Source organism: Streptomyces bluensis (genome assembly GCF_014650715.1).
Taxonomy (GTDB): domain Bacteria; phylum Actinomycetota; class Actinomycetes; order Streptomycetales; family Streptomycetaceae; genus Streptomyces; species Streptomyces bluensis.
In genome coordinates this window covers 243,371-266,991 of the sequence record NZ_BMVM01000005.1, presented here as the reverse complement: position 1 = coordinate 266,991, position 23,621 = coordinate 243,371, and the positions used below count along the sequence as shown (strand labels likewise).

Sequence of the window (23,621 nt, the reverse complement as noted above, 5' to 3'; positions counted from 1 at the left end):
TGGTCAGGCCGCGGTGTACCCGAGCTGGCGTCGCATGTACGGGGTCATGAGGGTCTTCGCCTTGGCGACGGTGGTGGTGCGGCCGCCGAGGACGGCGGTCTCGCCGCCGGGCACGGGCACCATGGTCACGCCGTCGGCCGGGCCGAAGGGCACGATGAGCGGGGTGCGGTGGGCCGGCCGGTAGGCGCGGGGCTCCTTGCGGTGCTTGCCGGAACCCTGCAGGTGGGCACGGATGTTCCAGGCGGCGAGGTCCGCCTGGGCGGTCGCGACGGGGGTGAGCTTGAGCTCGCTGACGTCGTTCACGTCGCCGACCGCGAACACGTCCTGCCGCCCTCCTGCCCGGAGCGTCCGGTCGACCTTCACGTGCCCGGTCGCGTTCAGCCAGTCGCCGTGCCCGGCCAGCCGCAGCCAGAGCGTGTTGGGGGTGGTGCCGGTCGCCCAGAAGGAGAGGTCGGCGTTGATGACGGTGCCGCGGCTGTCGCGGTAGGTGCCGAAGTCGTTGCCGGGGGACATGAAGGAGTCGAGCCGCACCTCCACGTCGTGCGCCTCCAGCCAGGCGCGCGCCTTGCGTCCGGCTCGCGCGCTGCCCGTGGAGTCGAGCAGGGCCGGACCGGAGTGGGCGAGCGTGACCCGGGCGTCCGGCCGGGCCAGGCGGATCTCGGCGCTGAGCTCGACACCGGAGGGCCCGCCGCCGACGACCAGGACGTGCTCGGCGCCCGCGATGTTCCGCTGGTGCCCGACGAACGCCTTGGCCGCCTCCTCGGTGGTGCCGCCGGCGAAGCGGGCCGGTTCGGGGTAGTCGGCGCCGGTCGCGATCACCACCACGTCGTACGGGAGCCGCTCCCCCGTGGCCAGCACCACCTGCCGCGCGGCGGTGTCGATCCGGACCGCCTTGCCCACGACCACACGGCCGTTGCTGAGCAGCCGGTCGTACGGAATGAAGGGGGTCACCGTCCACGCCCGGTGCACGCCTGCGCGCAGGGAGGCTATCCGGTGGAAGAAGACCTCCTTGCGGTCCACCAGCGTGACCCGCGCCGCTGTGTCCAGCCGTTTCGCCAGCCGGACGCCGGCATAGCCGCCGCCGATCACCACTACGTCGCCGTCATGCACGCCGTTCTCCTGTGCCTGGTGGGGGAACGAGTGGCACCGCGGGTGGGCCGCTCCCGGCCACTCGACTCCTGTGAGCGTAACGCTTGAGACTTAAAGGTTCGGCGGGGCTCCGTGTGAGTTCTGTGAAGTGACGGCGCGGATGCCGGTGTGCGCTCGGGCAGGGCGCGCACCGTCATGGCATTCCCCTGCCGAATGCCGTGTTTTCACCCACCGCTCCGGGGCACCCGCGCCCGCATGGAGTGGTTGTGGAGTGCGGCCTGCGCAGGAGAGGACCCCGATCTGTTCTTCCCCGTGGGCACCTCGGGTCCGGCTCTCAGGGACATCGCCGCCGCCAAGCACATCTGTTCCCGCTGCCCGGTGATCCGCCAGTGCCTGACCTGGGCGCTCAGCAGCGGGCAGACGGCGGGTGTGTGGGGCGGCCTGTGCGAGGAGGAACGCGCCGCGCTGCTCCGTTCCGCCAGGCCCGCCGGGAACACCGCCCGGTACGAGACGACGAGGAGTAACGCGCCATGACAGCAGTGACGAGCACGCTCCCCGAGCCCGCCCTCCGGGCCACCGGGGAGGCCCTGCAGGACACCTTGGTGGACCTGCTGGGGCTCTCACTCATCGGCAAGCAGGCCCACTGGAACATCGTGGGCCCGAGGTTCCGCTCGATCCACCTCCAGCTCGACGAGGTGGTGGCCACGGCCCGTTCGTACGCCGACACGGTCGCCGAGCGCGCGGCGGCACTCGGCGTCGCACCCGACGGCCGCCCGGAGACCGTCGCGACGCGGTTCGCCCTGCAGAGCCCGAAGGACGGGTGGCTGCGGGACACCGAGGTCGTACGGCTCCTCGTCGAGGCGCTGGAGACGGCGATCGGGCGGCTGCGCACCCGGATCGACACGACCGAGCACTCCGACCGGGTCACCCAGGACCTGCTGATCTCCCTCACCGCCGAGTTGGAGAAGCAGCGCTGGATGTTCCAGGCCGAGGACTGGCCGCGCGAGGGCTGAAACCGGCACCGGACCGCGCCACGAAAGGGGCACCCATGACCGACGCCCTTGAACTCGACGCGCTGTGGGACGAGTTCCACCGCGTGGTGAACATGACCTCACAGGAACTGGCGGCCTGGCTGCGGGTCCGCGACGCGGACGAGGAGACCGAACCGGTGCCGGAACGGGCGGGTACGCCCACCGGGCGGCACGTCCTGGCGATCCTGCAGAAGCGGCGCACGGACCTCACCGATGCCGACATCCGCGTGATGTACGAGGTGGTGGACGAGGTCACCGCGCAGCAGGACGAGGAGGGCGAGCCCGAGGCCGAGGACACCGACCGCCGCCACCGGCTGATGACCCTGGGCCACGACCCGCTCAAGCCGCCGCAGTAGCGACGGCAGCAGTGTGGAAGGGAGAGGAACCATGGACCAGGACCGGATTGTCGAGGAACTCATCGCCACGCAGGGCCACACGTACGCCGAGGATGCGGGCATCCGGCTCAAGGACACCCCGCAGCCGCTGTACCGCCTGCTCGTCCTGGCCTGTCTGCTGAGTGCCCGTATCCGCAGCTCGGTCGCCGTCGAGGCCGCGCGGGCCCTGTACGACGCCGGGATGCGCGATCCGCGCCACATGGCGGACGCCACCTGGCAGGAACGGGTGGACGCGTTGGGCCGTGGCGGCTACCGGCGGTACGACGAGCGCACGGCCACCCAGCTCGGCGAGGGTGCGGAGCTGGTGGCGGAGCGTTGGGGAGGAGACCTGCGGCGCCTGCGGAAGGAGGCCGACGGGGACACGGGCGAACTGGGCCGGTTGCTGCGGGAGGTGCCCGGCATGGGCCCGGCCGGCGTCGCCATCTTCCTGCGGGAGGTTCAGCGGGTCTGGCCGGAAGTGGCCCCGTATCTCGACGAGAAGGCCCTGTCCGGCGCCCGCCGGCTGGACCTCCCCGACGATCCCGAGAAGCTGGTGCGGCAGGCCGGTGACACCGAACCGGCCGTCCTGGCCGCCGCGTTGGTGCGGGTCGCGCTGGACAAGAAGGCGGCCGAGGACTGTCTTCACCGCGCCGAGTGAACAAGTTCCGCGCGAACGGGTGCGCCGCGGGGGCGCCGTCAGCGCAGCAGCCAGCCCCCGTCCACGCTCAGGTTCACCGCGTTGACCGAGCGGTTGCCGAGGAGGAAGTCCACCGCGTCGACCACGTCCCGCATGGTGGCCAGCCGGCCCGTCGGTGTCCTGGCGATCAGGGCCTCGTGGGGCTTGTCCGACCAGAAGGGGCTGTCGCCGACGACGCCCGGGTGGACGGCGTTGACGCGGACCGGGGCGAGTTCGGTGGCGAGGGTGTGCACAAGGCCGGTCACGCCCGCGTTGACCGTGGCCACGGTGGTGGCGCCCGGGTACGGCCGCTCCTTCGCCTGGCCCCCGAACAGCACGATGGCGCTGTCGTCGTGCAGCCGTGGCCGCAGCGCGTGCACGACCTCCGTGTAGCCGACCAGCTTGAGGGTGACGAGGTGGATGGCCGCGTCGATGTCGTACTCGGTGACGCGGTTGTCGTCGCGGGAGACTCCGACGAGCACCAGGTGGTCGACGCGGCCCACCTCCGTGAGCGCTCCGGCGATCTCGTGCGGCCTGGACAGATCGAGGCCGAGGCCCAGGGCCGCGCCGACCTCCTTGGCGACGGTGTCGGCCCGGTGCGCGTCGCGTCCGGTGAGGACGACCTCGTCGCCGCGCCCGGCACGGTGCCGGGCGATCTCCCGGCCGATCCCGGACGTACCGCCGATGACGACCACGCTGCTCATGAGTTCCCTTCCGGCATGCCCTGCTTCGCTTCCGGCGTCCCCGGGTTCCCCAACGTCTCCCGCAGGTAGTCCCAGTCCCTGGTGAACCGGTACGCATGCCGCGGCGGAGGCTGCGGCGCCTGCGTCTCCAGCCAGCGCACGGGCGTGTCACCGGCGTTGGAGAAGCCGTGCACACAACCGGCGCCCGCCCAGGCCGTGTCGCCCGGGCCGAGCCGGTAGGTCTCACCGTCGAAGATGGCGTTGACCTGCCCTTCCAGGATCAGATACGTCTCCTCGAAGGGATGGTCGTGCGTGCCCGCGACCCCGTCGGGCGCGTACCGCACCATGAACATGGTCGAGGCCACCGCCCCCAGGTCACTGTCCACCATCATCTTCACCGTGATCCCGCTGTAGACGAGGAGCGCGGTGCGCATGCTCGCGGACACGGCGAGGAGATCCTGGGACTGTTTCCCGGGGTCCATCTGAGCGGGCTCGAAGTGGCCGTACGAGCGGGTGCGCGGGTCGCGCACGTCGATCCGCACCGGCTCGCGTTCGGGCAGCGCGGGCACCGTCTGGGTGTCGTACCCGTAGCGGGCCCGCGGCACCGGCGCGAGCATGTCGGCCCAGCGGGCGACGGCGTCCCCGGCGCCGCGCCAGGCGTGCGGCACGCCCGTCGGGAGCAGCCCGTAGTCGCCCTCTTCGAGGAGGTACGAGCCGTCGGGCACATCGAGGACCACGGACCCGGAGAGGATGTGGAAGCTCTCCTCGTACGAGTGGACGTGGGCGCCCACCGCGCCGTCGGGCCGCAGGTCGCACAGTCCGAAGCCGGTGTGGACGCTGCCGTCCTCCTCGCCGATGACGGCCCAGCGCCGGAAACCGCCGCTGTCGTACGGGAGTGGGGGCGCCTCGGCGGCGTGTCGCACCAGGTGGTTGGTCATGTCTGCCGCTTCCTCGCCTCCGTGGCGGCCACCAGCCGGTCGCGTGACTCCTCGACCAGGCGGCGGGCGCGGCCCACGTCGGCGAGCAGCCGGCCGTCGCGTTTGTGGATCACGCCGTCGACGATGACGGTGTCCACGTTGGACACGTCCGCGCTGAGGGTGACCGCGGCCGCCGCGTCGTGCACCGGAGCCATGTTGAGCGCGGTGGCGTCGAGGGCGACCACGTCGGCCCGCTTGCCGGGGGTGAGCGAGCCGGTGCGGTCCTCCAGGCCGGCCACGTGCGCGCCGTTGAGTGTGGCGATCTCCAGCATCTGACGTGCCGTCAACATGGTGTCGGGGACGGGCAGGTTGGCCTGCCAGCAGTCGGCGTTGACGCGGGCCCGTTCGGCGCCGAAGGCGGCGCGGATCTGGGTGAACATGTCGCCGGGCACGGTGGTGACGACATCGATGCTCAAGGAAGGCCGCAGCCCGTGCTCGATCGCCTGCATCACAGGCGGCCAGCCGTGTCCCATCTGGGTCTCCACCTGGGGGGAGACGGAGACCGTGCCGCCGCTGTCGGCGACCATCCGCCACTCCTCCTCACTGAGGTAGCAGCAGTGGACGTAGGTCGTGTCGGGGCCGAGCAGGCCGAGGCCGTGGAGTTGCTTGACCATGCCGAAGCGGCCGGCCAGCCGTCCCATCGCGACGTGCACCGTGAGGGGGATGCCGAGTTCGCGGGCCAGACCCCACTCGGCGGTGACGACGTCGTTCGTGCAGAAGCCGGGGCCGCGCGTGGCCAGGGCCATCGTCAGCAGGCCGCGGTCGGAGGCGAAGTACGTGCTGCGGATACGGCGCACGTCGTCGCCCGGCATCACGATCCCGCTGTCGAACCAGTAGTCGGAGAGCGAGGTGTTGGCGCTGCCGTAGGCGTACTGGGCGCGGATGCCGGTCTCGGTGAGGGCCTGGAGGGCGGCGTCGGGGTGTTCGGGCGTGTTGTTGATGTGGGACCAGTCGACGAGCGTGGTGATACCCGCGTTGAGGCACTCCAGGGTGCCCGCGAGGTTGCCCGCGTACACGTCCTCGGGGGTGTAGACGGGTGCGAACGTGTCGAGGACGTCGACGAAGTAGTCGTCCAGCGTGGCGTCGGGAGCACAGCCGCGGATGGGTGTCTCCCAGGTGTGGCGGTGCGTGTCGACGAAGCCGGGGATCACGATCCTCCCGGTCATGTCGAGGACCTCGGCGTCCACGTCGGCGTCGATGCGCTGCTCGACCGCCGTGATCTTCCCGTCCTCGATGAGGACGTCGCCCCGGGGCAGGTCCCCGATGGCCGGGTCCATCGTCACGACGTGGCCCGAGCGCAGAAGCATCCGGTGGGTCATCGCCCTTCCTCCCAGGGTGTGCGGTACGGGGTGCGGGTGGGGGGTACGGCTTTGGGGGCGTGGGCCCCTTGGCAGCGGTCGGGGGTCAGTACGCTGCCAGAGCGCGGACGGTCGCCACGACCTTGTCGACGGTGGGGATCACCCGCTCCTCCAGTGCGTCGGCGAACGGCAGCGGGACGCACTCCCCCGCCACCCGCCTGACCGGCGCGTCGAGCAGGCCGAACCCCTCGTCGGCGACGACCGAGACGAGCGTGCCGCCCCAGCCGCCCTGGTACGGGTTCTCCTCGACGGTGACGAGCCGCGAGGTGCGGGCGAGTGAGGCGAGTACGGTGCTCATGTCCAGGGGCACCAGACAGCGCAGGTCCACGACCTCCGCCTCGATGCCCTCCCCGGCCAGGATGCCGGCGGCCCGCACCGCGACCGGCACCATCGAGGCGAGGGCGACGAGCGTGACGTCACCGCCTTCGCGGACCACGGCGGCGCGGCCCAGCTCGACGACGTGCTCCGGCGGCGGGGGCGCGCCCTTGGACGCCAGGAGTCCCTTGTGCTCGAAGAAGACCACCGGGTCGTCGCTGCGGATCGCCGCGGCCATCATGCCGATCACGTCGGCGGGCGTGGACGGTGCGGCGATCTTCAGGCCGGGGATGGTGAGCGCCCAGTTCTCCGTGGCCTGCGAGTGCTGGGCGCCGAAGCCGAGCCCGCCGCCGTTCGCGGTGCGCACCACGAGCGGCACGGTGACCTGGCCACCGGTCATGTAGCGCACCTTGGGGATCTCGTTGGCGAGGTAGTCCCAGCAGCAGGCGAGGAAGTCGGAGAACATGATCTCGGCCACCGGGCGCATCCCGGTCATCGCGGCCCCCATCGCGGCGCCCACGATCGCCTGTTCGGAGATGGGCGTGTCCCACACCCGCTCGGGCCCGAACTCCTCTCGCAGCCCGACCGTCGTCTTGAACACCCCGCCCGCGGCTCCGATGTCCTCGCCGAGGCACACGACCGCCGGGTCCCGCCGCATCTCGCGTGCGATGCCCTCGGCGACCGCCTCCCGGTAGGTGATCTGCCGCTCGGTGACCGGCCGGCCGTCGATCACGTCCGCCATTCCGCTCCTCCGTCCGCCCACACGTCGGTCAGCGCCTCACGCGGATCGGGGCCCGGCGCGGCCTTCGCGGCGTCGACAGCCCGCTGTACGACGTCACGTGCGCGTTCGTCCGCGTCGGCGAGCGTCCCCGCGGGCACCCCCAGCTCGGTGAGCCGTCCGCGTGCGATGTCCAGCGGGTCGCGCCCCAGCCACCGTTCGACCTCCTCGGCCGGCCGGTACGTCGCGGGGTCGGCCCGGCTGTGCCCGAAGTGGCGGTAGGTCTCGGCTTCCAGCAGAGCGGGCCCGTCTCCTGTCCGGGCCCGCTCCGCCAGCCGGAACACCGCCTCCCGGACGAGCACGACGTCGTTGCCGTCGACGACCTCGCCCGGGATGCCGTAGGCGGACGCCCGGTCGGCCGCCGGCCGCGCGACCGCGGTGACGTCGGCGATGGGCGTGTACTCCATGTACAGGTTGTTCTCGCAGACGAACAGCACCGGCAGCTTCCACACCGCCGCCAGGTTGAGCGCCTCGTGGAAGGCGCCGATGTTGGTGGCGCCGTCCCCGAAGAACGCCACGGCGACCTGGCCGGTCCCCCGCAGCCGGGCCGACCAGGCCGCGCCGACGGCCATCGGGAGGTGGGCGCCCACGATGGCGTACGAGCCGAGCATGCCCGTCGCGGCCTTCGTGAGGTGCATGGAGCCGCCCTTGGCCCGGCACAGCCCGGTGGCCCTGCTCATGAGTTCGGCGAGGCACTCCTGCGGCGTCGCGCCGCGGGCGAGGGCGTGGTGGTGGCCCCGGTAGGTGGCGAACACATAGTCGTCGTCGCGCAGGGCCGCGCTCGCCCCGACCGCGATCGCCTCGTGCCCGGCGGCCAGGTGCGTGGTGCCCTTCACCAGTCCGGACAGGAACAGGTCGTGGGCGGCCTTCTCCGTCCGCCGCACCAGGACCATCTGCTCGTACAGCGCGAGGAGTTCCCGTACCTGAGTCCTCATCAGGTGCCCCCGTCGCCCAGGGTGTTGAGGTGGGACTGGGTTTCGCGGCGGGTGTTGAGCGCGCCGCCGACCGTCCAGTACCTGCGGCCCGCGACCAGGAGTTCCTCCGCCGGGAACCGGGTGATGACCTCGCAGCCGTCGGCGGTGACGACGACCTCCTCCTCGATGCGCGCCGCCGACCAGCCGTCGGCGGCGGGCCAGTACGTCTCCAGCGCGAACACCATGCCCTCTTCGAGGACTTCGGGATGGTCCAGGGAGACGAGACGGCTGAAGACGGGCTTCTCCCAGATCGACAGGCCCACCCCGTGGCCGTACTGGAGGGCGAAGGCCGCCGTCTCGTCGGGGAACCCGAACTCCTCGGCACGCGGCCACACCTGGACGATGTCGGCGGTGGTGGCGCCCGGCCGCACCAGGGCGAGGGCCTGGTCCATGTACTCACGGCAGCGGACGTACGCGTCGCGCTGTGCGGTGGAGGCGCTGCCGACGGCGAACGTGCGGTAGTAGCAGGTGCGGTAGCCGAGGTGGCTGTGCAGGATGTCGAAGAAGGCGGGGTCGCCGGGGCGGATCAGGCGGTCGCTGTAGACGTGCGGGTGCGGTGAACAGCGCTCCCCGGAGATCGCGTTGACCCCTTCCACGTACTCACTGCCCAGGTCGTACAGAACCTTGCTGACCAGCCCGACGCACTCGTTCTCGCGGACGCCGGGGCGCAGGAAGCCGTACAGCTCCTCGTAGGCGGCGTCGACCATCGCGCAGGCCTGGGTGAGCAGGGAGATCTCGTCGCGGGTCTTGGTGCGGCGCGCGGCGAGGAAGACCTGCTGGCCGTCGACGACGTCGATGCCCTCGGCGCGCAGTGCCATGAGGATCGGCATCTCGACGAGGTCGACGCCCAACGGCTCGTTCGCCAGGCCGTGTTCGCGCAGCTCGGCGGCGATCTTGGCGGCGACGTCCTCGGCGATGCCGGCGTCCGGGTGGAAGGCTCCCCGGAGCGTGGAGATGCCCGCGCGGGCGCCGCTCGGCGGGCCCTCCGTGCCGTCGCCGTGGTCCAGCCAGGGGTTGTGGAGCTGGTGGTGGCGGGCGGCGGAGCCGAAGTCCCACACGATGGGCCGGCCACCGCGCACCAGCAGTGCGAAGCGGATGAGCTTGTCCATGGCCCAGGTGCCGATATGGGTCGCGGACATGTAGCGGATGTTGGCGAAGTCGAAGCTGAGCACGGCTCCGAGCGAGGAGTCGTTCAGCGCGCTGTGCAGCCGGGACAGGCGCTCCGTGCGCAGCCGGTTCAGGTCGATGCGCTCTTCCCAGTCGACGGCATTGGGTCCGAACGTACGGATCGCCATGGCGACCACCCCCACCCGGAGTGAACGACCGCACGGAGGAAGTGTCAAGTGGTACTGAACACGAACCAGACGCCGACGGCGGGTTCGTCACCGTCGTTGCGATAGCGGTGCGGGGTCGTCGACTCGAAGCAGACCGCGTCGCCGGGGCGCACGGTGAACTCCTCGAAGCCGAGCGTGAGGACGAGTTCACCGGAGGTCAGATAGCCGTACTCGGTGCCCGCGTGCCGCATCAGCCCACCGGAGCCGGAGGACGAGCCGCCCGGTCGGTAGGTGACGAGCAGGAAGTCCACGTCCGTGCCCGGAACATGGCCGAGACGTTCCCATACGACCCCCGAGTCCAGCTCCAGCGTCTCCCGCTCTCCTGCTCCGACCAGCGGCCCGATGCGGCGGCCGGGGTCGGCGGCGAAGGCGGCCAGCGCGTGGAGCACGGTCGGGGGCAGGGCGGAGGCCGCCGCCGTGGGGGCCGGGGGAGCCGCCGGGACGGTGTCCCGTGTGTCGAAGAGCGCCTCCACGGACAGGGAGAGCGCGGTCGTGATCGCGTACAGGGTGCTGACCGACGGCTGGCTCTTGCCGGTCTCGATCTGCGACACGAGGCTCGCCGACACCCCGATCTCGCGGGCCAGCGCCCGCAGGCTCATCCCGCGCTCCACGCGTGCCTGCCGGATGCGCGCCCCGAGGTGCGGCACGACCGCTGGGGACACGGCGACTCCTCTCGGCAGGCCTACGCCGTACAGCTCCATTGAACACGAGGACGGGCCGGGGCACCCACCGAATGGTCTGCGTGACTGCCCCTGTGCTCCCCCGGGCCGTGGACGTCAGCGGTTGCGCGGGACCACGAGGCCGGACTCGTAGGCGAGGACCACGAGTTGGGCGCGGTCACGGGCCCGGAGCTTGGTCATGGCCCGGTTGATGTGGGTCTTCGCGGTCATCGGGCTGATCACCATGCGGTCGGCGATCTGGTCGTTGGACAGGCCCTGCGCGACCAGGGCGACGGCCTCCCGTTCACGGTTGGTCAGCTCTTGAAGTCCTGTGTCGGTGCCGGTGCCGATCGGCTGCGTGACGTACCTGTCGATCAGCTTGCGGGTGATCGACGGCGCGAGCAGGGCGTCGCCTCGCGCGGCGACGCGTACGGCGTGGAGGAGGTCTTCCGGCACGATGTCCTTGACGAGGAACCCGGCGGCTCCGGCCCGCAGCGCGTGGAACACGTACTCGTCGAAACCGTAGTTGGTCAGGATGACGACGCGCACCCCGGCCAGGGCCGGGTCCGCGGCGATGCAGCGGGTGGCCTCGATGCCGTCGACGACCGGCATCTGGATGTCGATGAGAGCGATGTCGGGCAGGTGTTCTCTGGCCAGCGCCAGGCCCTCCTTCCCGTCGGCGGCCTCGGCGACCACCTCGATGTCGTCTTCGAGGTCGAGGAGCGCGCGGAATCCGCTGCGCAGGAGCGGCTGGTCGTCGACCAGCAGGACACGGATCATGACGTCTGGTCCACGGGGAGTTCGGCCTGGACGGTGAAGCCGCCCTCGTCGCGCGGTTCGGCGCGCAGCCGGCCGCCGAGAGCGGTGACGCGTTCGCGCATGCCGAGCAGTCCGACGCCGGGCGTCGGGGCGGTGTCCGGCGTCGCCCTGCCGTCGTCGTCGACGCGTATCGCGAGGGCGTCCGGACGGCAGTCGACGCGGACCGACGCCGTGGCGGCGTCCGCGTGGCGGGCGATGTTGGTGAGCGACTCCTGAACGATCCGGTAGACGGTGCGGTCCACCGCGGCGGGCACGCGACGCCGTTGTCCCTCGATCGTCAGCGTCGCGTCCAGACCGACGGCACGGGCCCGTTCGACCAGTTCCGGGAGGTGGTCGAGCCCACGCGGCGGCGTCGTGTCGTCGTCACGCAGCGCCTCCAGGGTCGCGCGCAACTCCCGGGTCGCCTCACGTCCGGCCTCCTGGATCGCCAGCAGGGCCTCCGGCACCGGTTCGCCACGCCTGCGGGCGACGTGGACGGCGACTTCGGACTGCACCTTGATGATCGAGATCTGATGGGTGAGCGAGTCGTGCAACTCCCGTGCGATACGCAGCCGTTCCTCGTCGGCGCGGCGCCGCGCGGTCTCCTCCCGGGTGCGCTCGGCTTCGTCCGCCCGCCGCTCGGCCTGCCGCAGCGCCTCGCCCGCGGCGCCGGCGGCGATCAGCCACGCCAGTTCGAGGGCGCCTCGGGCCCTCGCGAACGCCTCACCCGTGTCGTGCAGGCCCGAGGCCAGGGCGGCGAGGGGGAGAACGACCAGCATGGTCACGCTCGCCGCCACCGTGGCGGTGCGATGTCCCGCCCGTACCGCCGCGTACACCGCGAACAGGTAGGCGACGGCAGGCACGTCGAAGCCCGCCGCCTGGTAACCCACCGCGCACAGCCCGGTGACGGCCAGGACCACCACCGGAGCCCGGCGGCGCGCGGCCAGCCCCAGTCCCCCGACCGCCAACAGCGCATAGCCGAGCAGATCGAGGCTCGTGGCGGAGCGCTCCCCGGACAGCCCGGTGACCAGCAGGATCACCGCCACACCGACGGCGACCGCCCACTCTCCGACACCGATCCGCCCCCTGCTCATGCGCGCACCTTAGCCGGATGCCGCCGGCGGGCGGATCCCGCGCGGGGATGAGCGGCCGACTACCGCGCACGCGGTACCTTCGCGGCTCCTGCGGCGGCCGCGGCAGCCGGATGCGGCAGCGGCGGCAGCGACGATTGACCGCGCCCGCCGGATGACCGGCGGTGGGTCCGGCGGACACCATCAGGCGACGTCCAGTCGGACGGCCAGTCCGGACATCCGGTCCCGGGAGAAGGAAGAAGGAACGCCTCATGTCAGTCGCATCCGTGCTTGCCGCACCGGCGGTCGCGTACGTCTCGGCCCAGCCGGCCGCCGCCGGCGTGTACGCCATGAGCTCCGGCCGGATCGGGGCCCTCGTGGCCGCGCTGGCCGGGTTGGCCGGCCTGGTCGTCGGTGTGCTGGTTCTGGCCCGCTCCGCCGGCCGTATCGGTATCGGCTCCGAGCGGAGGGGTGCCCTCGTGGCCCTGGTGGCGGGGCTGATCGGCCTGGCCCTCGGCGGGCTGGTCGTGGCCACCTCCGACGGCGGTATCGGCACCGGCAACGGGCTGGGCGGGGCCATCGTGGCCCTGGTGGTGGGGCTGACCGCCGTGGTCCTCGGCGCGCTGGCTCTGGCCCGCTCCCGCCGCGCCGGCTGAACGGAGGGGACGCGATTCGCACGAAGGGGCGATCTTGTCGAACCCGCGCCGAACGGCGATAGCACAGCCGGTGCGGGTCATGTGTGACCTGGAGCGGTGTGCGCGAAAAGCGGGACGCGGTGAAAGTACGATCATTCAATGTCTGACATGACCGAAACCACGCCGGGTTGGCTGAGCCACGACGACCTCGAACAGGCCCGCGCCCAGATGCCGATCCTGTACGTCGAGGCCGTGCCCGTACGAGTCGACGACAGCGGCGAAGTCACCAGCATCGGACTGCTGCTCCGCATCGGGCCGGACGGGACGGTCAGCCGTACCCTCGTCTCGGGCCGGGTGCTGCACCACGAGCGGGTCCGCGACGCCCTGCTGCGCCACCTGGAGAAGGACCTCGGCCCGGTGGCCCTGCCCCTGGTCCCGGCCTCCCTCCAGCCCTTCACCGTCGCCGAGTACTTCCCGACGCAGGGGATCACTCCTTTCCACGATCCCCGTCAGCATGCGGTGGCGCTCGCCTACATCGTGCCGGTGACCGGTGACTGCCGCCCCCGTCAGGACGCCCTCGACCTGGTCTGGTTCAGCCCCCAGGAGGCCGCGGACCCCTTGGTGCAGAACGAGATGCCGGGCGGTCAGGGAGTCCTCCTCAAGCAGGCCCTCGCCCACGTGGGCTGCCTGCCCTGAACCGGGGCGGGCGGCGAACGCGGTATGGCCGACGCCGCTCTGTACAACCGGAAGCACCCCTTCGCACCCTGAAGCGCTGACCTTTCGTCCGTACCCCCGGTACCGGGGTCGTGCCCCCTCGGCAGAAGGAGCGTCAATGAGCAGCGCGGGACTTGAAGGACGTGGTGTCGTGGTCACCGGAGCGGCGTCCGGCATCGGCCGGGCGACGGCCCTGAGGTTCGCCGAGGAGGGTGCGAAGGTCCTGGTCGCGGACCTCAACCGGGAGGGTGCCGAGGCGACCGTCGAGGACATCGGGAAGTCCGGGGGCGTCGCCCTGGCCGTCGTCGGCGATCTGAGCGACCAGGCGGTGGTGGACACGGTCGCCGGGCGGGCCGTCGAGGCCCTGGGCGGCGTGGACGTCCTGGTGAACAACGCCGGGATCATGGACCGTATGTCCACCCTCGGCGAGACCGACGACGCGGAGTGGGAGCGCGTCCTGCGCGTCAACCTGACCGCGCCCGTACTCCTCACCCGCGCGGTCCTGCCGCACATGCTGGCCGCGGGCGCCGGCTCCATCGTGTTCACCGCCTCGGAGGCCGGTCTGCGCGGCGGGGCAGCCGGTGCCGCGTACACCGCCTCCAAGCACGGCGTCGTCGGCCTGGTGAAGAGTCTCGCCGTCATGTACCGCGAGCAGGGCATACGGGCCAACGCCATCGCCCCCGGCGGCACCGCGACCCACATCATCGACGGCGTGGACCTCTCGACCCGGGGTGCGGCCACGCTCCGCCCCTACCAGGCCGTCGCCGGCCGTTTCGCCGAGCCCGAGGAGCAGGCCGCCGCCATCGTCTTCCTCGCCTCCCCGGCCGCGAGCAACATCAGCGGCGCCGTCCTGCCCGTCGACAACGGCTGGTCCGCCGTCTGATTCCGATCTGCCGCCGAGGCTCCTGCCCCGGCCCGCCCCGCAGGGGACCGCTCAGGTGACGGGTGCGACAGCCGGCCGAGGTCCCTCCGGATACCGGAGCGGTACGACCCCGACGCAGCGGCCGTCGTGGTCGAGCAGGCGCCCCATGTGCTTGACGGTGCGCAGCACCACCGAGCGGTCGGAGACGGTGAGGCGCGGCAGCTTGCGCGACAGATGGGCCTCGAAGGCGTGCACGTCCCGCAGGTCGCGCAGCCAGACGTCGATGACCAGGTTGTGCGGGCCCGCCGTGATCGCGCACGAGCGGACCTCACGGACCCCGGACAGCACCCGGCTCGTCTCCTCCACGTACTGACCCGGTACGGAGGCGAAGTACACGGCGGACAGGGGCCAGCCCGAGAGCGGGCGGGCCAGGTCGCAGCGCAGGACGAGCCGGGAGGCGAGCATCGACTGCAGTCGGCGGCGCACCGTGGTCAGGCTCGCTCCGGTCGCCGCCGACAGGTCGCGCAGCGACATGCGCCCGTCCATGCTCAGCAGTGCCAGCAGGTGCGCGTCCAGCGTGTCCCCGCGGGCCTCCACCGCGGGTGCGGCCTCGTACGCAGGAGGGACCGCCGCCTCGATACGTGCGCTCTGGGCATCGTCCAGGCTGCGCAGCCGCCATCGGCTGCCCTCGGTCGGGACGCCGGTCGACACGTGCGTACGCGTCGCCCGTACCCCTGGTGTCCGCTGGAACAGCAGCGTGGAGAAGCGGGCCAGCTCGTCCAGGCTGCGGGCCTGTACGGCGGCCACCAGGTCCCGGCCGCCCGCCGTCAGCTTGATGTTCGCCACCGACGGGTTCGCCGCGAGGGCGCCGGCCACGTCCTCGGCGACGCCGGGCTCGGTGTCCACCTCGACCACCCCGGTCACCACGATCCGTGTGTTGGACAGCTGGGGGTAGGCGGTCACCCACGCCAGGCCCGCCTCCTGAAGCCGGTGCCAACGCCGCGCCGCGGTCACCGGGTTGACGCCGAGCACCTCGCCCACGAGCGTCCACGGGGCACGGGGGTGGATCTGCAGGGCGTGGACGATCCCCCGGTCGAGTTCGTCGAGATCCATGGCGGCTTCGTCGGCGGCTGCCGCCGTGATCCGGCCACCGGCGGCACATTCCTGCACTCTCATGGGCGGCGCTTCTCTGCGCGCGTCGAGGGAATCCGGCGAGAAAGCTGCACTGTCACACCAGGTTTTCTTCCGCATTCCACACTCCCTTCCTCTGTTGCCGACAACGAGTTTTCCGACACGGAGGAGTGACCGCACCCCTATGACCCCCAGGACCCCCATGACGACGCATGTCACGACGCAGGAGGGCCCCCGGACCGCTCTGCGGGTCCGCAACGCCCGGCTCATCGACGGCACGGGCGCGGCCCCCGTCGACGACGCTGTCGTCACCATCGATGCCCAGGGAACCATCACCTACGCCGGTCCCGCCACGACGGCGCCCGCGGAGACCGAGGACGCGGCCGGTACCCGCGTCGTCGACGCCGCCGGTCGCACCGTCCTGCCCGGCTTCTTCGACTGCCATGTCCACCTCGCCTACGCGCAGGGCTCGCCGCCCAGCCGCCGTGCGGAGCTCGACCCCGTCCTGGTCACCCTGGACACGGCCGCCCGGCTGCGGCAGACCCTGGACGCGGGCATCACCACCGCCCGTGACCTGGGGGGTCTGTCGGCGGGCTTCCGTACGGCCGTCGAGAGCGGCCGGGTCGTGGGGCCGAGGCTGCACACGGCCGTGCGGATCCTTAGCCACACCGGCGGGCATGCCGATGTCCGTCTGCCCGACGGCACCGATCTGAGCGCCGGGATGTCGGAGATCGCCGACAGCACCGACGCGGCCCGGCTGGCCGTGCGCCGGGTGCTGCGCGACGGCGCCGACCTGGTGAAGGTCTGCGCCACCGGCGGCATGGGCAGCCCTTACGACGATCCCGACGACGAGGGCCTGCTGGAGGAGGAGATCCGGGCCGTCGTCGACGAGGCCCGCCGCCACGGCGGCAAGCCGGTCGCCGCCCACGCACAGGGCAACGCCGGCATCCTCAACGCCCTCCGCGCCGGCGTCACCAGCATCGAGCACGGCTACGGGCTCGACGTGCGGGCCCTGGACATGGCGGGTGAGCAGGGCACCTTCGTCGTGCCGACGCTGTCCACCGTGTACGCGGGCATCAACAAGGACACCATGCCGGACTACCACTACCAGAAGAAGACCCGCTGGTCCGGTGTCACCAAGGAGAACATCGGCCGGGCCATCGAGTACGGTGCACGGATCGCGCTCGGCACCGACGCCGCCGTCGGCCCGCACGGCGTGAACCTGATGGAACTCAGCTACCTCGTAGACCTCGGCATGGACCCCATGGCCGCCATCGTCGCCGGAACCCGTACCTCCGCCGAGCTCCTCGGTGTCGCCGACCGGTTGGGCACCCTCGCCGCCGGCCGCACCGGAGACCTCGTCGTCTGCGACGGCGATCCTCTCGCGGACATCGGCGTCCTCGGCGATCCCGCGAACATCGTCTGTGTCATCCAGGACGGCGTCGTCCGGAAAGACCTTCTGCTCCCAGCGGCACCGACCGGAAGGCGGCCCTGATGTCCTCACTGACCGACCTCCCAGCTCCCGGCAGAAAGTCCCCCGACTCCGAACGGCCGACCGGCATCGACCGCGTGCTCGCGGTGATCGAGCGGTTGGGCAACGCACTGCCCAACCCGATCGTCCTGTTCACCGGCCTGTTCGTGATCCTGGCGGTCATCTCCACCGCGCTCGCGCTGGCCGACGTGACCGTCACTGTCCCCGGCACCGACGAGACGAAGGCCGTCACCGGGCTGTTCACCGGCGAGGGTATGCGCTGGCTGACGGAGAACCTGGTCACCAACTTCGCCACGTTCCCGCCCATCGCCGCCGTGCTGCTGATGATCATGGCGGTGGGTGTCGCGGAGAAGGCCGGGCTCCTGGAGACCGTCATGCGGGCCACGCTGGCCCGTGCGCCGCGCGCGGTGCTGCCGTACCTGGTGGCTGTGATCGCCTGCCAGGCGCACATGATCAGCGATGTCGCCGCGATCGTGCTGCCGCCGCTGGCCGCCGTGGTCTTCAAGAGCGCCGGACGGCATCCCGTAGCGGGGCTGATCGGCGGTTTCGCGTGCGTCGGCGCGGGCTATGCGGCAGGGTTCACCATCGGTTCGCTGGACGCCCTGTACATCGGCATCACCCAGCAGGCGGCCGCGGTCCTGCCGGCCGCCCAGGGCCTCGATCTGCACCTGCTCGTCAACTACTACTTCACCGCGGCCAGCAGCCTCGTCCTCGGCCTGCTCGGCGGCTTCCTCATCAGCCGCGTCCTCGAACCGCGCCTGGGCACGTACGACGCGTCCACGGCCGCCGAGGACGAGCCCGAGCAGGACCTCACTCTCACTCCGGTCCAGCGCCGCGGACTGCTGCTCACGGCCCTCGTCGTCGTCCTCTACGCGGGCGCCGTGCTGTCCCTGTGGCTGCCCGAGGGCGCCCCGCTGCGTGGCGAGGGCGGGGCGCTCGTGCCCTCGCCACTGCTCACCGGCATCGTTCCGGTGCTGTTCGGAGCGTTCCTGCTGGCGGGGCTCACCTACGGCTTCACGGTGAAGGCGTTGTCGGGCTCGGAGGGCGTGGTCACGGCCATGTCCGACTCCGTGAAGAACATGGCCGGCTACATCGTCCTCATGTTCGTCGCCGCGCAGGTCATCGCCCTGTTCAACTGGTCCAACGTGGGCATCCTGCTCGCCGTGAAGGCTGCGGCGGGCCTCGACTCCATCGGCCTGACCGGCTTCTGGGCGCTGGTGGCGTTCGTCCTCCTGGCGGCCTGTCTGAACCTGTTCATCGTGTCCGGGTCCGCACTGTGGTCGCTGGTCGGGCCCGTGTTCGTCCCGGCGTTCATGCTCCTCGGTATGAGCCCGGCCCTCAGCCAGGCAGCCTTCCGTATCGGCGACTCGGCCACCGGCATCATCACGCCGATGAACCCGTATGTCTTCCTGCTCCTGGCGCTGCTGCGCCGCTATGAGCCGGAGGCGCGGCTGGGCACGCTCATCGCCCGGCTGTCGATCTTCACGGTGCCGTTCCTCGTGGTGTGGCTGGCGATCCTGGGGATCTTCTACGGGTTCGATCTGCCGCTCGGGCCCGGTGCGCATATCGGCCTGAAGTGACGGAACCTGATGTGACGGGAGTCGGTCCGCCCGGGCCCGGTTCAGGTCTGGGCGGACCATTCCAGCACGACCTCGGCGAACTCCTCGGGCAGCTGCTCGGGGACGGGGACGTGGCCCCCGGACAGGACGCGGGTCTCGCAGCCGAGAGCCGCGGCGAACCTCTCCAGGGCGGGCAGGGAGTAGTGGTCGCCGGGGGCGCAGACGGCGAGGGTGCGGGCGGTGACGCGGGGCAGCCGCTGGTCCATCGCGTACTGCCGCACCGCCACATGGCCCTCCTCCACCCGGTCCAGGACAGTCAGTGCGTCGACCATGAACCGGGTGAGGGCGGCCTCCTCCCCGCTCGCGTAGAAGTCGCGGCGCCGGTTCCACAGCTCCAGCAGGTGCGAGCCGTCGGGCTTCGGGTCGACGTGGTCGATCTGCTTGCGCTCCCCCGCCGTGCGCCGCTTCTCCTCGTCGATGAAGGGTGTGGCGGAGAGCAGGAGGCTCGCCACCCGGTCCCCCAGGCGCGCGGCGAGTTCGACGGCGATCACGCCGCCCGTGTGGTGGCCGACGAGGTGGAAGCGTTCCAGTCCGAGTGCGTCGGCCAGCGCCTCGGCGCCGTCGGCGAAACGCTCGATCGAGTGGGGTCCGTCGGGCTTCGCGGAGGCGCCGAAGCCCAGGGTGTCCATGGCGATGGCGCGGCGTGCGGTGCCGACGCGCGGCAGCACCTGGAGGTACTCGGTCCACGAGCGCGGGGTCTGGTGGAGCATGAGCACGGGCTCGTCGCCCGCGCCGCCGCATTCCGCGTAGTGCAACTGCCCGAAGGGGCTGGGGGCATAGCCCTTGTGCACGGTGTCCGTCATCGGTGCTCCGCCTTCGCTTCAGTGGTCCGGGACAACTCAGTGGTCCGGGGCAACGCCGGCAGCACCAAGGTGCCGACGGCCTCGATCAGGTCGGTGGGAGGGTCGTAGGAGCCGACGTGCTGGAGGAACACTCCGGTGACGCCGGTGGTGTGCAGGGCGCGCAGCCGTTCGGTGATGTGCTCGGCGGTGCCGAACAGGCAGAACTCCTCGGCGAACCGGACGGCCGCCTCGTCGCTGATCCATGCCGAGCAGATGTCGACGGCCGCGTCCCAGTCCTCCGCGTGCACGAGGTCCGGGTAGACCCCGCCGATCGTGGCGGGCACCTGGACGTCGATTCCGGCGAGGGCGAGGAAGGGCGCACCGCCGTTCTGCGCGATCGACGCGCAGATGGGCTTGATCCGGCGGGCCTCGGCCTCGATGTCGTCGGTCACCGCGCAGTACGCGGAGACGGTCAGGGGGATGGTGCCGGCGTTCCGGCCCGCCGCCTCGGCGCCCTCACGCACCCGCGCGGTCGCTCCTTGAAGGGTCCTCGGTGAGACCCCGCTGAGGAGGATCACACCGTCGGCGACCTCTCCGGCGAGCCGCAGGTTCTTCGGCCCGCTCGCGGCCAGGTGCAGCGGAACCTCGGGGCGTGGATCACGCAGCCGCGAGCGGACCGTGTTCTCGGAGACCGAGAATTCCCACTCGCGGCCGTCGAGCAGGGCGCGCAGCATGCCGAGCCCCTCACGCATCGCCGCCGAGGTGGTCTGCCGCAGGCCGATCGGTCCGACGGAGCTGTTGCCCACGCCGAGGCCGAGAGTGAAACGACCGGGGGCGAGTTCCGCCACACTGCGGGAGGCCGAGGCGACGACGGCCGGGTGCCGGGTCGCCAGGTTGGTGACCGCGGTGCCGAGACCGATCCGCTCGGTGCCCAGGGCGGCGGCGGTCAGGGTGGTGAACACGTCCCGCCACAGCAGTTGGGAATCGGGGAACCAGACGTCGTCGAAGCCGAGCCGCTCCGCTCGCCGTACGGTCTCGACCACACGGTCCGCGCGGTCGCAGGGCGGGACGCGGACGCCGACCCGGAGGGGGGTGGTCTCTGGCGTCGTCATGCCCGCCCCTCCCCCACCAGGTCGAGCGCGATGTCGGTGATCATGTCTTCCTGGCCGCCGACCATGCCGCGCCGGCCAACCTCGACGAGGATGGTGCGGGTGTCGAGGCCGTAGCGGGCGGCGGCGGTCTCGGCGTGGCGCAGGAAGCTGGAGTACACGCCCGCGTAGCCGAGGGTGAGGGTCTCGCGGTCGACGCGTACGGGGCGGTCCTGGAGGGGGCGTACGAGGTCGTCGGCGGCGTCCATGAGCGGGAACAGGTCGCAGCCGTGCGCCCAGCCCATCAGGTCGGCGACCGCGACGAACGCCTCCAGCGGGCAGTTCCCCGCCCCCGCGCCCTGTCCTGCCAGCGAGGCGTCGATGCGGGTGACGCCCTCCTCGACGGCGACGACGCTGTTGGCCACGCCGAGGCCGAGGTTGTGGTGGGCGTGGATGCCCAGCTCCGTGTCGGGGGACAGGACGTCGCGGTAGGCGCGGAAGCGGTCGCGTACGCCGTCCATGGTGAGCCGGCCGCCGGAGTCGGTGACGTACACGCAGTGGGCGCCGTAGGACTCCATCAGGTGGGCCTGGCGGGCCAGTTCGGCGGGTTCGGCCAGGTGGGACATCATCAGGAACCCGGCGACGTCCATGCCCAACTCCCGTGCGGCGGCGATGTGCTGGGCGGCGATGTCGGCCTCGGTGCAGTGGGTGGCTATGCGTACCGAGCGGATGCCGAGGGTGTGGGCCTGCTTGAGGTCGTGCAGGGTGCCGATGCCGGGCAGCAGCAGGGTGGTGGGGGTGGCCCGGTGCACGGCCTCGGTGACGGCCTCGATCCACTCCCAGTCGGTGTGGGCGCCGACGCCGTAGGTGATGCTGGAGCCGGACAGGCCGTCGCCGTGGGCGATCTCGATGGCGCGGACGCCTGCGGTGTCGAGGGCGGCGGCGATGGTGCGGGCCTGCTCGACGGTGTAGCGGTGCCGGATGGCGTGCATGCCGTCGCGCAGGGTGACGTCCTGGACGTACAGTTCGGCGGTCATGCGGTGGCCCCCTGCCGGGTGTCGTGGGCGGCCAGGCGTTCGGCGGTACGCAGCGCGGCCGAGGTCATGATGTCGAGGTTTCCGGCGTAGGCGGGCAGGTAGTGGGCGGCGCCCTCGACCTCCAGGAACACCGACACCCTCAACGCGTCGGTGGCGGCGGGGACCAGGGCTCGGAGCGGGTCGTCGGCCGCGATCCGGTCGAACTGCACCTTCTGCTTGAGCCGGTAGCCGGGCACGTATGCCTGGACCCGGCCGACCATGGTCTCGACGGAGGCGGTGACGGCCTCCTCGTCGCACTCCGAGACCAGGCAGTGCACGGTGTCCCGCATGATCAGCGGGGGTTCGGCCGGGTTGAGGACGATGATCGCCTTGCCCCGGGCGGCACCGCCGACCTGCTCGATGGCGCGGGCGGTGGTCTCGGTGAACTCGTCGATGTTCGCCCGTGTGCCGGGTCCGGCGGAGCGCGAGGCGATGGAGGCGACGATCTCGCCGTAGTGCACCGGGGTCACCGCCGAGACGGCGGCGACGATCGGGATCGTGGCCTGCCCGCCGCACGTGACCATGTTGACGTTCGGTGCGTCCAGGTGGGCGTCGCCGTTGACCGGGGGGATGACATAGGGGCCGATGGCGGCCGGGGTCAGGTCGACGAGGGTGCGGCCCAGCGGGCGCAGTACCTCCTCGTGGTGACGGTGGGCACCCGCCGAGGTCGCGTCGAAGACGATGCCGACGTCGGCGAACTCGTCCAGCTCGACGAGCCCTTCGACGCCCCTGTGGGTGGTGGCGACCTTCAGGCGCCGTGCGCGCGCCAGTCCGTCGGAGTCCGGGTCGATCCCGGCCATCGCCGCCATCTCCAGGCTCTTCGACAGCCGCAGCACCTTGATCATGAGGTCGGTGCCGATGTTGCCGGAGCCGATGACGGCCACCTTGGTGCGGGTACTCACAGTCCCTCTCCTTCCGCTGCGAACTCGACCGCCACCCGGCCCAGTTGGCTGATCCGTGCCTCGAACCGGTCACCGGGGGCGGCGACCGCCATGGGCCCGAGCGCCCCCGTGAGCACCAGGTCTCCGGCCCGCAGGGGATCGCCCCTGCCGGCCACCGTGGAGGCGAGCCAGGCCGCGGCATTGAGCGGGCTGCCGAGGCAGTCGGCGCCGGTGCCCTCGGACACGGCCTCGCCGCCCCGGGTCATCGTCATCCGGACACCGCGCAGGTCCAGGCCCGACAGGGGCACGGGCGTGCCGCCGAGCACGAACAGTCCGCTGGAGGCGTTGTCGGCGACGGTGTCGACGAGGCGGATGTCCCAGCCCTCGATCCGGCTGTCCACGATCTCCAGCGCGGGCAGCGCGAAGTCGACCGCCCGCAGCACGTCGGCCACCGTGCACTCGGCGTGCGGCAGATCGGCGCCGAGGACGAGCGCGATCTCCGCCTCCACCTTGGGCTGGAGCAGCCGCCCGGCGGCCACCACACCTGACTCCGGGACCGCCATGTCGGCGAAGAGCGCCCCGAAGTCGGGCTGGTCCACGCTGAGTTGCCGCTGCACGGCGGGGGAGGTGAGCCCGATCTTGCGGCCGACGATCCGCCGTCCGGCGGCGAGCCCCCGGTCGACGTTGACGCGCTGCACCGCGTACGCGGCGTCGATGTCGCCGTCGGGGAGCAGGGGGCGTACGGGAGGGCAGGCCCTGCCCGTGCGGGTGGCCTCGGCCAGGATGTCGGCGGCCTTGACCACGTCGGGAGCGGTCTTGAGCACGTCGGGAGCGGCCTTGACCACGTCGGGACCGGTATTGGCCACGTCGGGACCGGTCCTGGGTACCTCGCGGGCCGTCATGCGCCCACCTTCGCGATCAGCGGGGAGTCGGCGTCGACGCGGCCGACTCCGCTCGCGCCGCCCGGCGTCCCGAGCGGCTCGCTCCGGCCGGGCAGGACCACCTCGAAGAACTGCTTGTTGTCCTCGCGGTGTCCGGGGTCCGCCTTCCGGTCGACCGTGATGGCCTGCTCGGGGCAGGCGATCTCGCAGGCGCCGCAGTCGATGCACTCGGTGGGGTTGATGTAGAGCTTGCGGGCACCTTCGTAGATGCAGTCGACCGGGCATTCCTCGACACAGGACCGGTCCATGATGTCGACGCAGGCCGACCCGATGACGTAGGCCAT

26 protein-coding genes are annotated in these 23,621 nt (G+C 71.7%); 9 read left to right on the top strand and 17 right to left on the bottom strand.

Features of this window, described 5'->3' with window-relative positions; translation table 11 throughout:
* Window positions 1–3 precede the first annotated feature (3 nt).
* Window positions 4–1,110 carry an NAD(P)/FAD-dependent oxidoreductase gene (locus IE262_RS16185; RefSeq protein WP_189874370.1) on the bottom strand — a complete coding sequence of 369 codons (1,107 nt, stop codon included), beginning with the start codon at window positions 1,108–1,110 and terminating at the stop codon, window positions 4–6.
* 234 nt (window positions 1,111–1,344) lie between these two features.
* Between IE262_RS16185 and IE262_RS16180 the strand changes: the two genes are divergently transcribed.
* From IE262_RS16180 to IE262_RS16165, 4 genes are read left to right on the top strand one after another with little or no spacing between them, the layout of a single operon-like run.
* Window positions 1,345–1,623: a WhiB family transcriptional regulator gene (locus IE262_RS16180; protein WP_134037369.1), complete on the top strand. Its 279-nt coding sequence runs from the start codon at window positions 1,345–1,347 to the stop codon at window positions 1,621–1,623.
* Window positions 1,620–2,102 carry a Dps family protein gene (locus IE262_RS16175; RefSeq protein WP_189874368.1) on the top strand — a complete coding sequence of 161 codons (483 nt, stop codon included), beginning with the start codon at window positions 1,620–1,622 and terminating at the stop codon, window positions 2,100–2,102. Before IE262_RS16180 ends, IE262_RS16175 begins: the two co-directional genes overlap by 4 nt.
* 35 nt (window positions 2,103–2,137) lie before the next feature.
* Entirely contained in the window at window positions 2,138–2,476 is a 339-nt protein-coding gene (locus IE262_RS16170; protein WP_134037363.1) for a DUF3140 domain-containing protein, read from the top strand.
* Between the two features lie 31 nt (window positions 2,477–2,507).
* Window positions 2,508–3,152 carry an endonuclease gene (locus IE262_RS16165; RefSeq protein WP_189874366.1) on the top strand — a complete coding sequence of 215 codons (645 nt, stop codon included), beginning with the start codon at window positions 2,508–2,510 and terminating at the stop codon, window positions 3,150–3,152.
* Between the two features lie 38 nt (window positions 3,153–3,190).
* Here IE262_RS16165 and IE262_RS16160 read toward each other — a convergent pair whose 3' ends face one another.
* The 9 genes from IE262_RS16160 to IE262_RS16120 all read right to left on the bottom strand — a co-directional run bounded on the left by IE262_RS16160 (window position 3,191) and on the right by IE262_RS16120 (window position 12,140).
* Window positions 3,191–3,874 carry an SDR family NAD(P)-dependent oxidoreductase gene (locus IE262_RS16160; protein ID WP_189874364.1) on the bottom strand — a complete coding sequence of 228 codons (684 nt, stop codon included), beginning with the start codon at window positions 3,872–3,874 and terminating at the stop codon, window positions 3,191–3,193.
* Entirely contained in the window at window positions 3,871–4,791 is a 921-nt protein-coding gene (locus IE262_RS16155) for a cupin domain-containing protein (RefSeq protein WP_189874362.1), read from the bottom strand. Before IE262_RS16155 ends, IE262_RS16160 begins: the two co-directional genes overlap by 4 nt.
* A complete protein-coding gene (locus IE262_RS16150) occupies window positions 4,788–6,149 on the bottom strand; it encodes an amidohydrolase family protein (RefSeq protein WP_189874360.1) in 1,362 nt (453 codons plus the stop codon). The genes IE262_RS16155 and IE262_RS16150 overlap by 4 nt, the downstream gene beginning before the upstream one ends.
* A gap of 85 nt (window positions 6,150–6,234) precedes the next feature.
* On the bottom strand, window positions 6,235–7,245 hold the full coding sequence (locus tag IE262_RS16145) for an alpha-ketoacid dehydrogenase subunit beta (RefSeq protein WP_189874358.1): 1,011 nt from the start codon (window positions 7,243–7,245) through the stop codon (window positions 6,235–6,237).
* A complete protein-coding gene (locus IE262_RS16140; protein ID WP_189874356.1) occupies window positions 7,233–8,216 on the bottom strand; it encodes a thiamine pyrophosphate-dependent dehydrogenase E1 component subunit alpha in 984 nt (327 codons plus the stop codon). The genes IE262_RS16145 and IE262_RS16140 overlap by 13 nt, the downstream gene beginning before the upstream one ends.
* Window positions 8,216–9,550 (bottom strand): M24 family metallopeptidase, encoded by a 1,335-nt coding sequence (locus IE262_RS16135; protein ID WP_189874354.1) that lies wholly within the window; start codon window positions 9,548–9,550, stop codon window positions 8,216–8,218. Before IE262_RS16135 ends, IE262_RS16140 begins: the two co-directional genes overlap by 1 nt.
* 44 nt (window positions 9,551–9,594) lie before the next feature.
* Entirely contained in the window at window positions 9,595–10,251 is a 657-nt protein-coding gene (locus tag IE262_RS16130) for a helix-turn-helix domain-containing protein (protein ID WP_189874352.1), read from the bottom strand.
* 114 nt (window positions 10,252–10,365) lie between these two features.
* A complete protein-coding gene (locus tag IE262_RS16125; protein ID WP_134037336.1) occupies window positions 10,366–11,028 on the bottom strand; it encodes a response regulator in 663 nt (220 codons plus the stop codon).
* Complete coding sequence (locus tag IE262_RS16120; RefSeq protein ID WP_134037333.1) at window positions 11,025–12,140, bottom strand: sensor histidine kinase; 1,116 nt, start codon at window positions 12,138–12,140, stop codon at window positions 11,025–11,027. The genes IE262_RS16125 and IE262_RS16120 overlap by 4 nt, the downstream gene beginning before the upstream one ends.
* Window positions 12,141–12,388: 248 nt before the next feature.
* Between IE262_RS16120 and IE262_RS16115 the strand changes: the two genes are divergently transcribed.
* The 3 genes from IE262_RS16115 (at window position 12,389) to IE262_RS16105 (ending at window position 14,348) form a co-directional block, all read left to right on the top strand.
* A complete protein-coding gene (locus IE262_RS16115; protein ID WP_189874350.1) occupies window positions 12,389–12,772 on the top strand; it encodes a DUF6223 family protein in 384 nt (127 codons plus the stop codon).
* A gap of 147 nt (window positions 12,773–12,919) precedes the next feature.
* Window positions 12,920–13,447, top strand: a complete 528-nt coding sequence (locus tag IE262_RS16110) for an NUDIX hydrolase family protein (protein WP_134037821.1) — start codon at window positions 12,920–12,922, stop codon at window positions 13,445–13,447.
* A 136-nt stretch (window positions 13,448–13,583) separates the two neighbouring features.
* Complete coding sequence (locus IE262_RS16105; RefSeq protein ID WP_189874348.1) at window positions 13,584–14,348, top strand: SDR family NAD(P)-dependent oxidoreductase; 765 nt, start codon at window positions 13,584–13,586, stop codon at window positions 14,346–14,348.
* Between the two features lie 51 nt (window positions 14,349–14,399).
* Here the strand turns inward: IE262_RS16105 and IE262_RS16100 are convergent, their stop codons facing one another.
* Entirely contained in the window at window positions 14,400–15,503 is a 1,104-nt protein-coding gene (locus IE262_RS16100; protein ID WP_134037324.1) for an Lrp/AsnC family transcriptional regulator, read from the bottom strand.
* A gap of 157 nt (window positions 15,504–15,660) precedes the next feature.
* On the opposite strand from IE262_RS16100, the gene IE262_RS16095 reads away from it, so the two are divergent.
* Together IE262_RS16095 and IE262_RS16090 are read left to right on the top strand one after the other, a co-directional pair.
* Window positions 15,661–16,953 carry a metal-dependent hydrolase family protein gene (locus IE262_RS16095; RefSeq protein ID WP_134037321.1) on the top strand — a complete coding sequence of 431 codons (1,293 nt, stop codon included), beginning with the start codon at window positions 15,661–15,663 and terminating at the stop codon, window positions 16,951–16,953.
* Window positions 16,953–18,530: an AbgT family transporter gene (locus IE262_RS16090; RefSeq protein WP_134037318.1), complete on the top strand. Its 1,578-nt coding sequence runs from the start codon at window positions 16,953–16,955 to the stop codon at window positions 18,528–18,530. The genes IE262_RS16095 and IE262_RS16090 overlap by 1 nt, the downstream gene beginning before the upstream one ends.
* Before the next feature lie 41 nt (window positions 18,531–18,571).
* Here IE262_RS16090 and IE262_RS16085 read toward each other — a convergent pair whose 3' ends face one another.
* The 6 genes from IE262_RS16085 to fdxA are packed head-to-tail and all read right to left on the bottom strand — an operon-like array spanning window position 18,572 to window position 23,621.
* On the bottom strand, window positions 18,572–19,372 hold the full coding sequence (locus IE262_RS16085; RefSeq protein WP_189874346.1) for an alpha/beta fold hydrolase: 801 nt from the start codon (window positions 19,370–19,372) through the stop codon (window positions 18,572–18,574).
* Window positions 19,369–20,463 (bottom strand): LLM class flavin-dependent oxidoreductase, encoded by a 1,095-nt coding sequence (locus IE262_RS16080; RefSeq protein ID WP_189874344.1) that lies wholly within the window; start codon window positions 20,461–20,463, stop codon window positions 19,369–19,371. Before IE262_RS16080 ends, IE262_RS16085 begins: the two co-directional genes overlap by 4 nt.
* Window positions 20,460–21,476 carry a 4-hydroxy-2-oxovalerate aldolase gene (gene dmpG / locus IE262_RS16075; RefSeq protein ID WP_189874342.1) on the bottom strand — a complete coding sequence of 339 codons (1,017 nt, stop codon included), beginning with the start codon at window positions 21,474–21,476 and terminating at the stop codon, window positions 20,460–20,462. Before dmpG ends, IE262_RS16080 begins: the two co-directional genes overlap by 4 nt.
* Window positions 21,473–22,417, bottom strand: coding sequence for an acetaldehyde dehydrogenase (acetylating) (locus IE262_RS16070; protein ID WP_134037306.1), 945 nt, complete (start codon window positions 22,415–22,417; stop codon window positions 21,473–21,475). The genes dmpG and IE262_RS16070 overlap by 4 nt, the downstream gene beginning before the upstream one ends.
* Window positions 22,414–23,298 (bottom strand): 2-keto-4-pentenoate hydratase, encoded by an 885-nt coding sequence (gene mhpD, locus IE262_RS16065; RefSeq protein WP_189874340.1) that lies wholly within the window; start codon window positions 23,296–23,298, stop codon window positions 22,414–22,416. Before mhpD ends, IE262_RS16070 begins: the two co-directional genes overlap by 4 nt.
* Window positions 23,295–23,621, bottom strand: a complete 327-nt coding sequence (gene fdxA, locus IE262_RS16060; protein WP_152859486.1) for a ferredoxin — start codon at window positions 23,619–23,621, stop codon at window positions 23,295–23,297. Before fdxA ends, mhpD begins: the two co-directional genes overlap by 4 nt.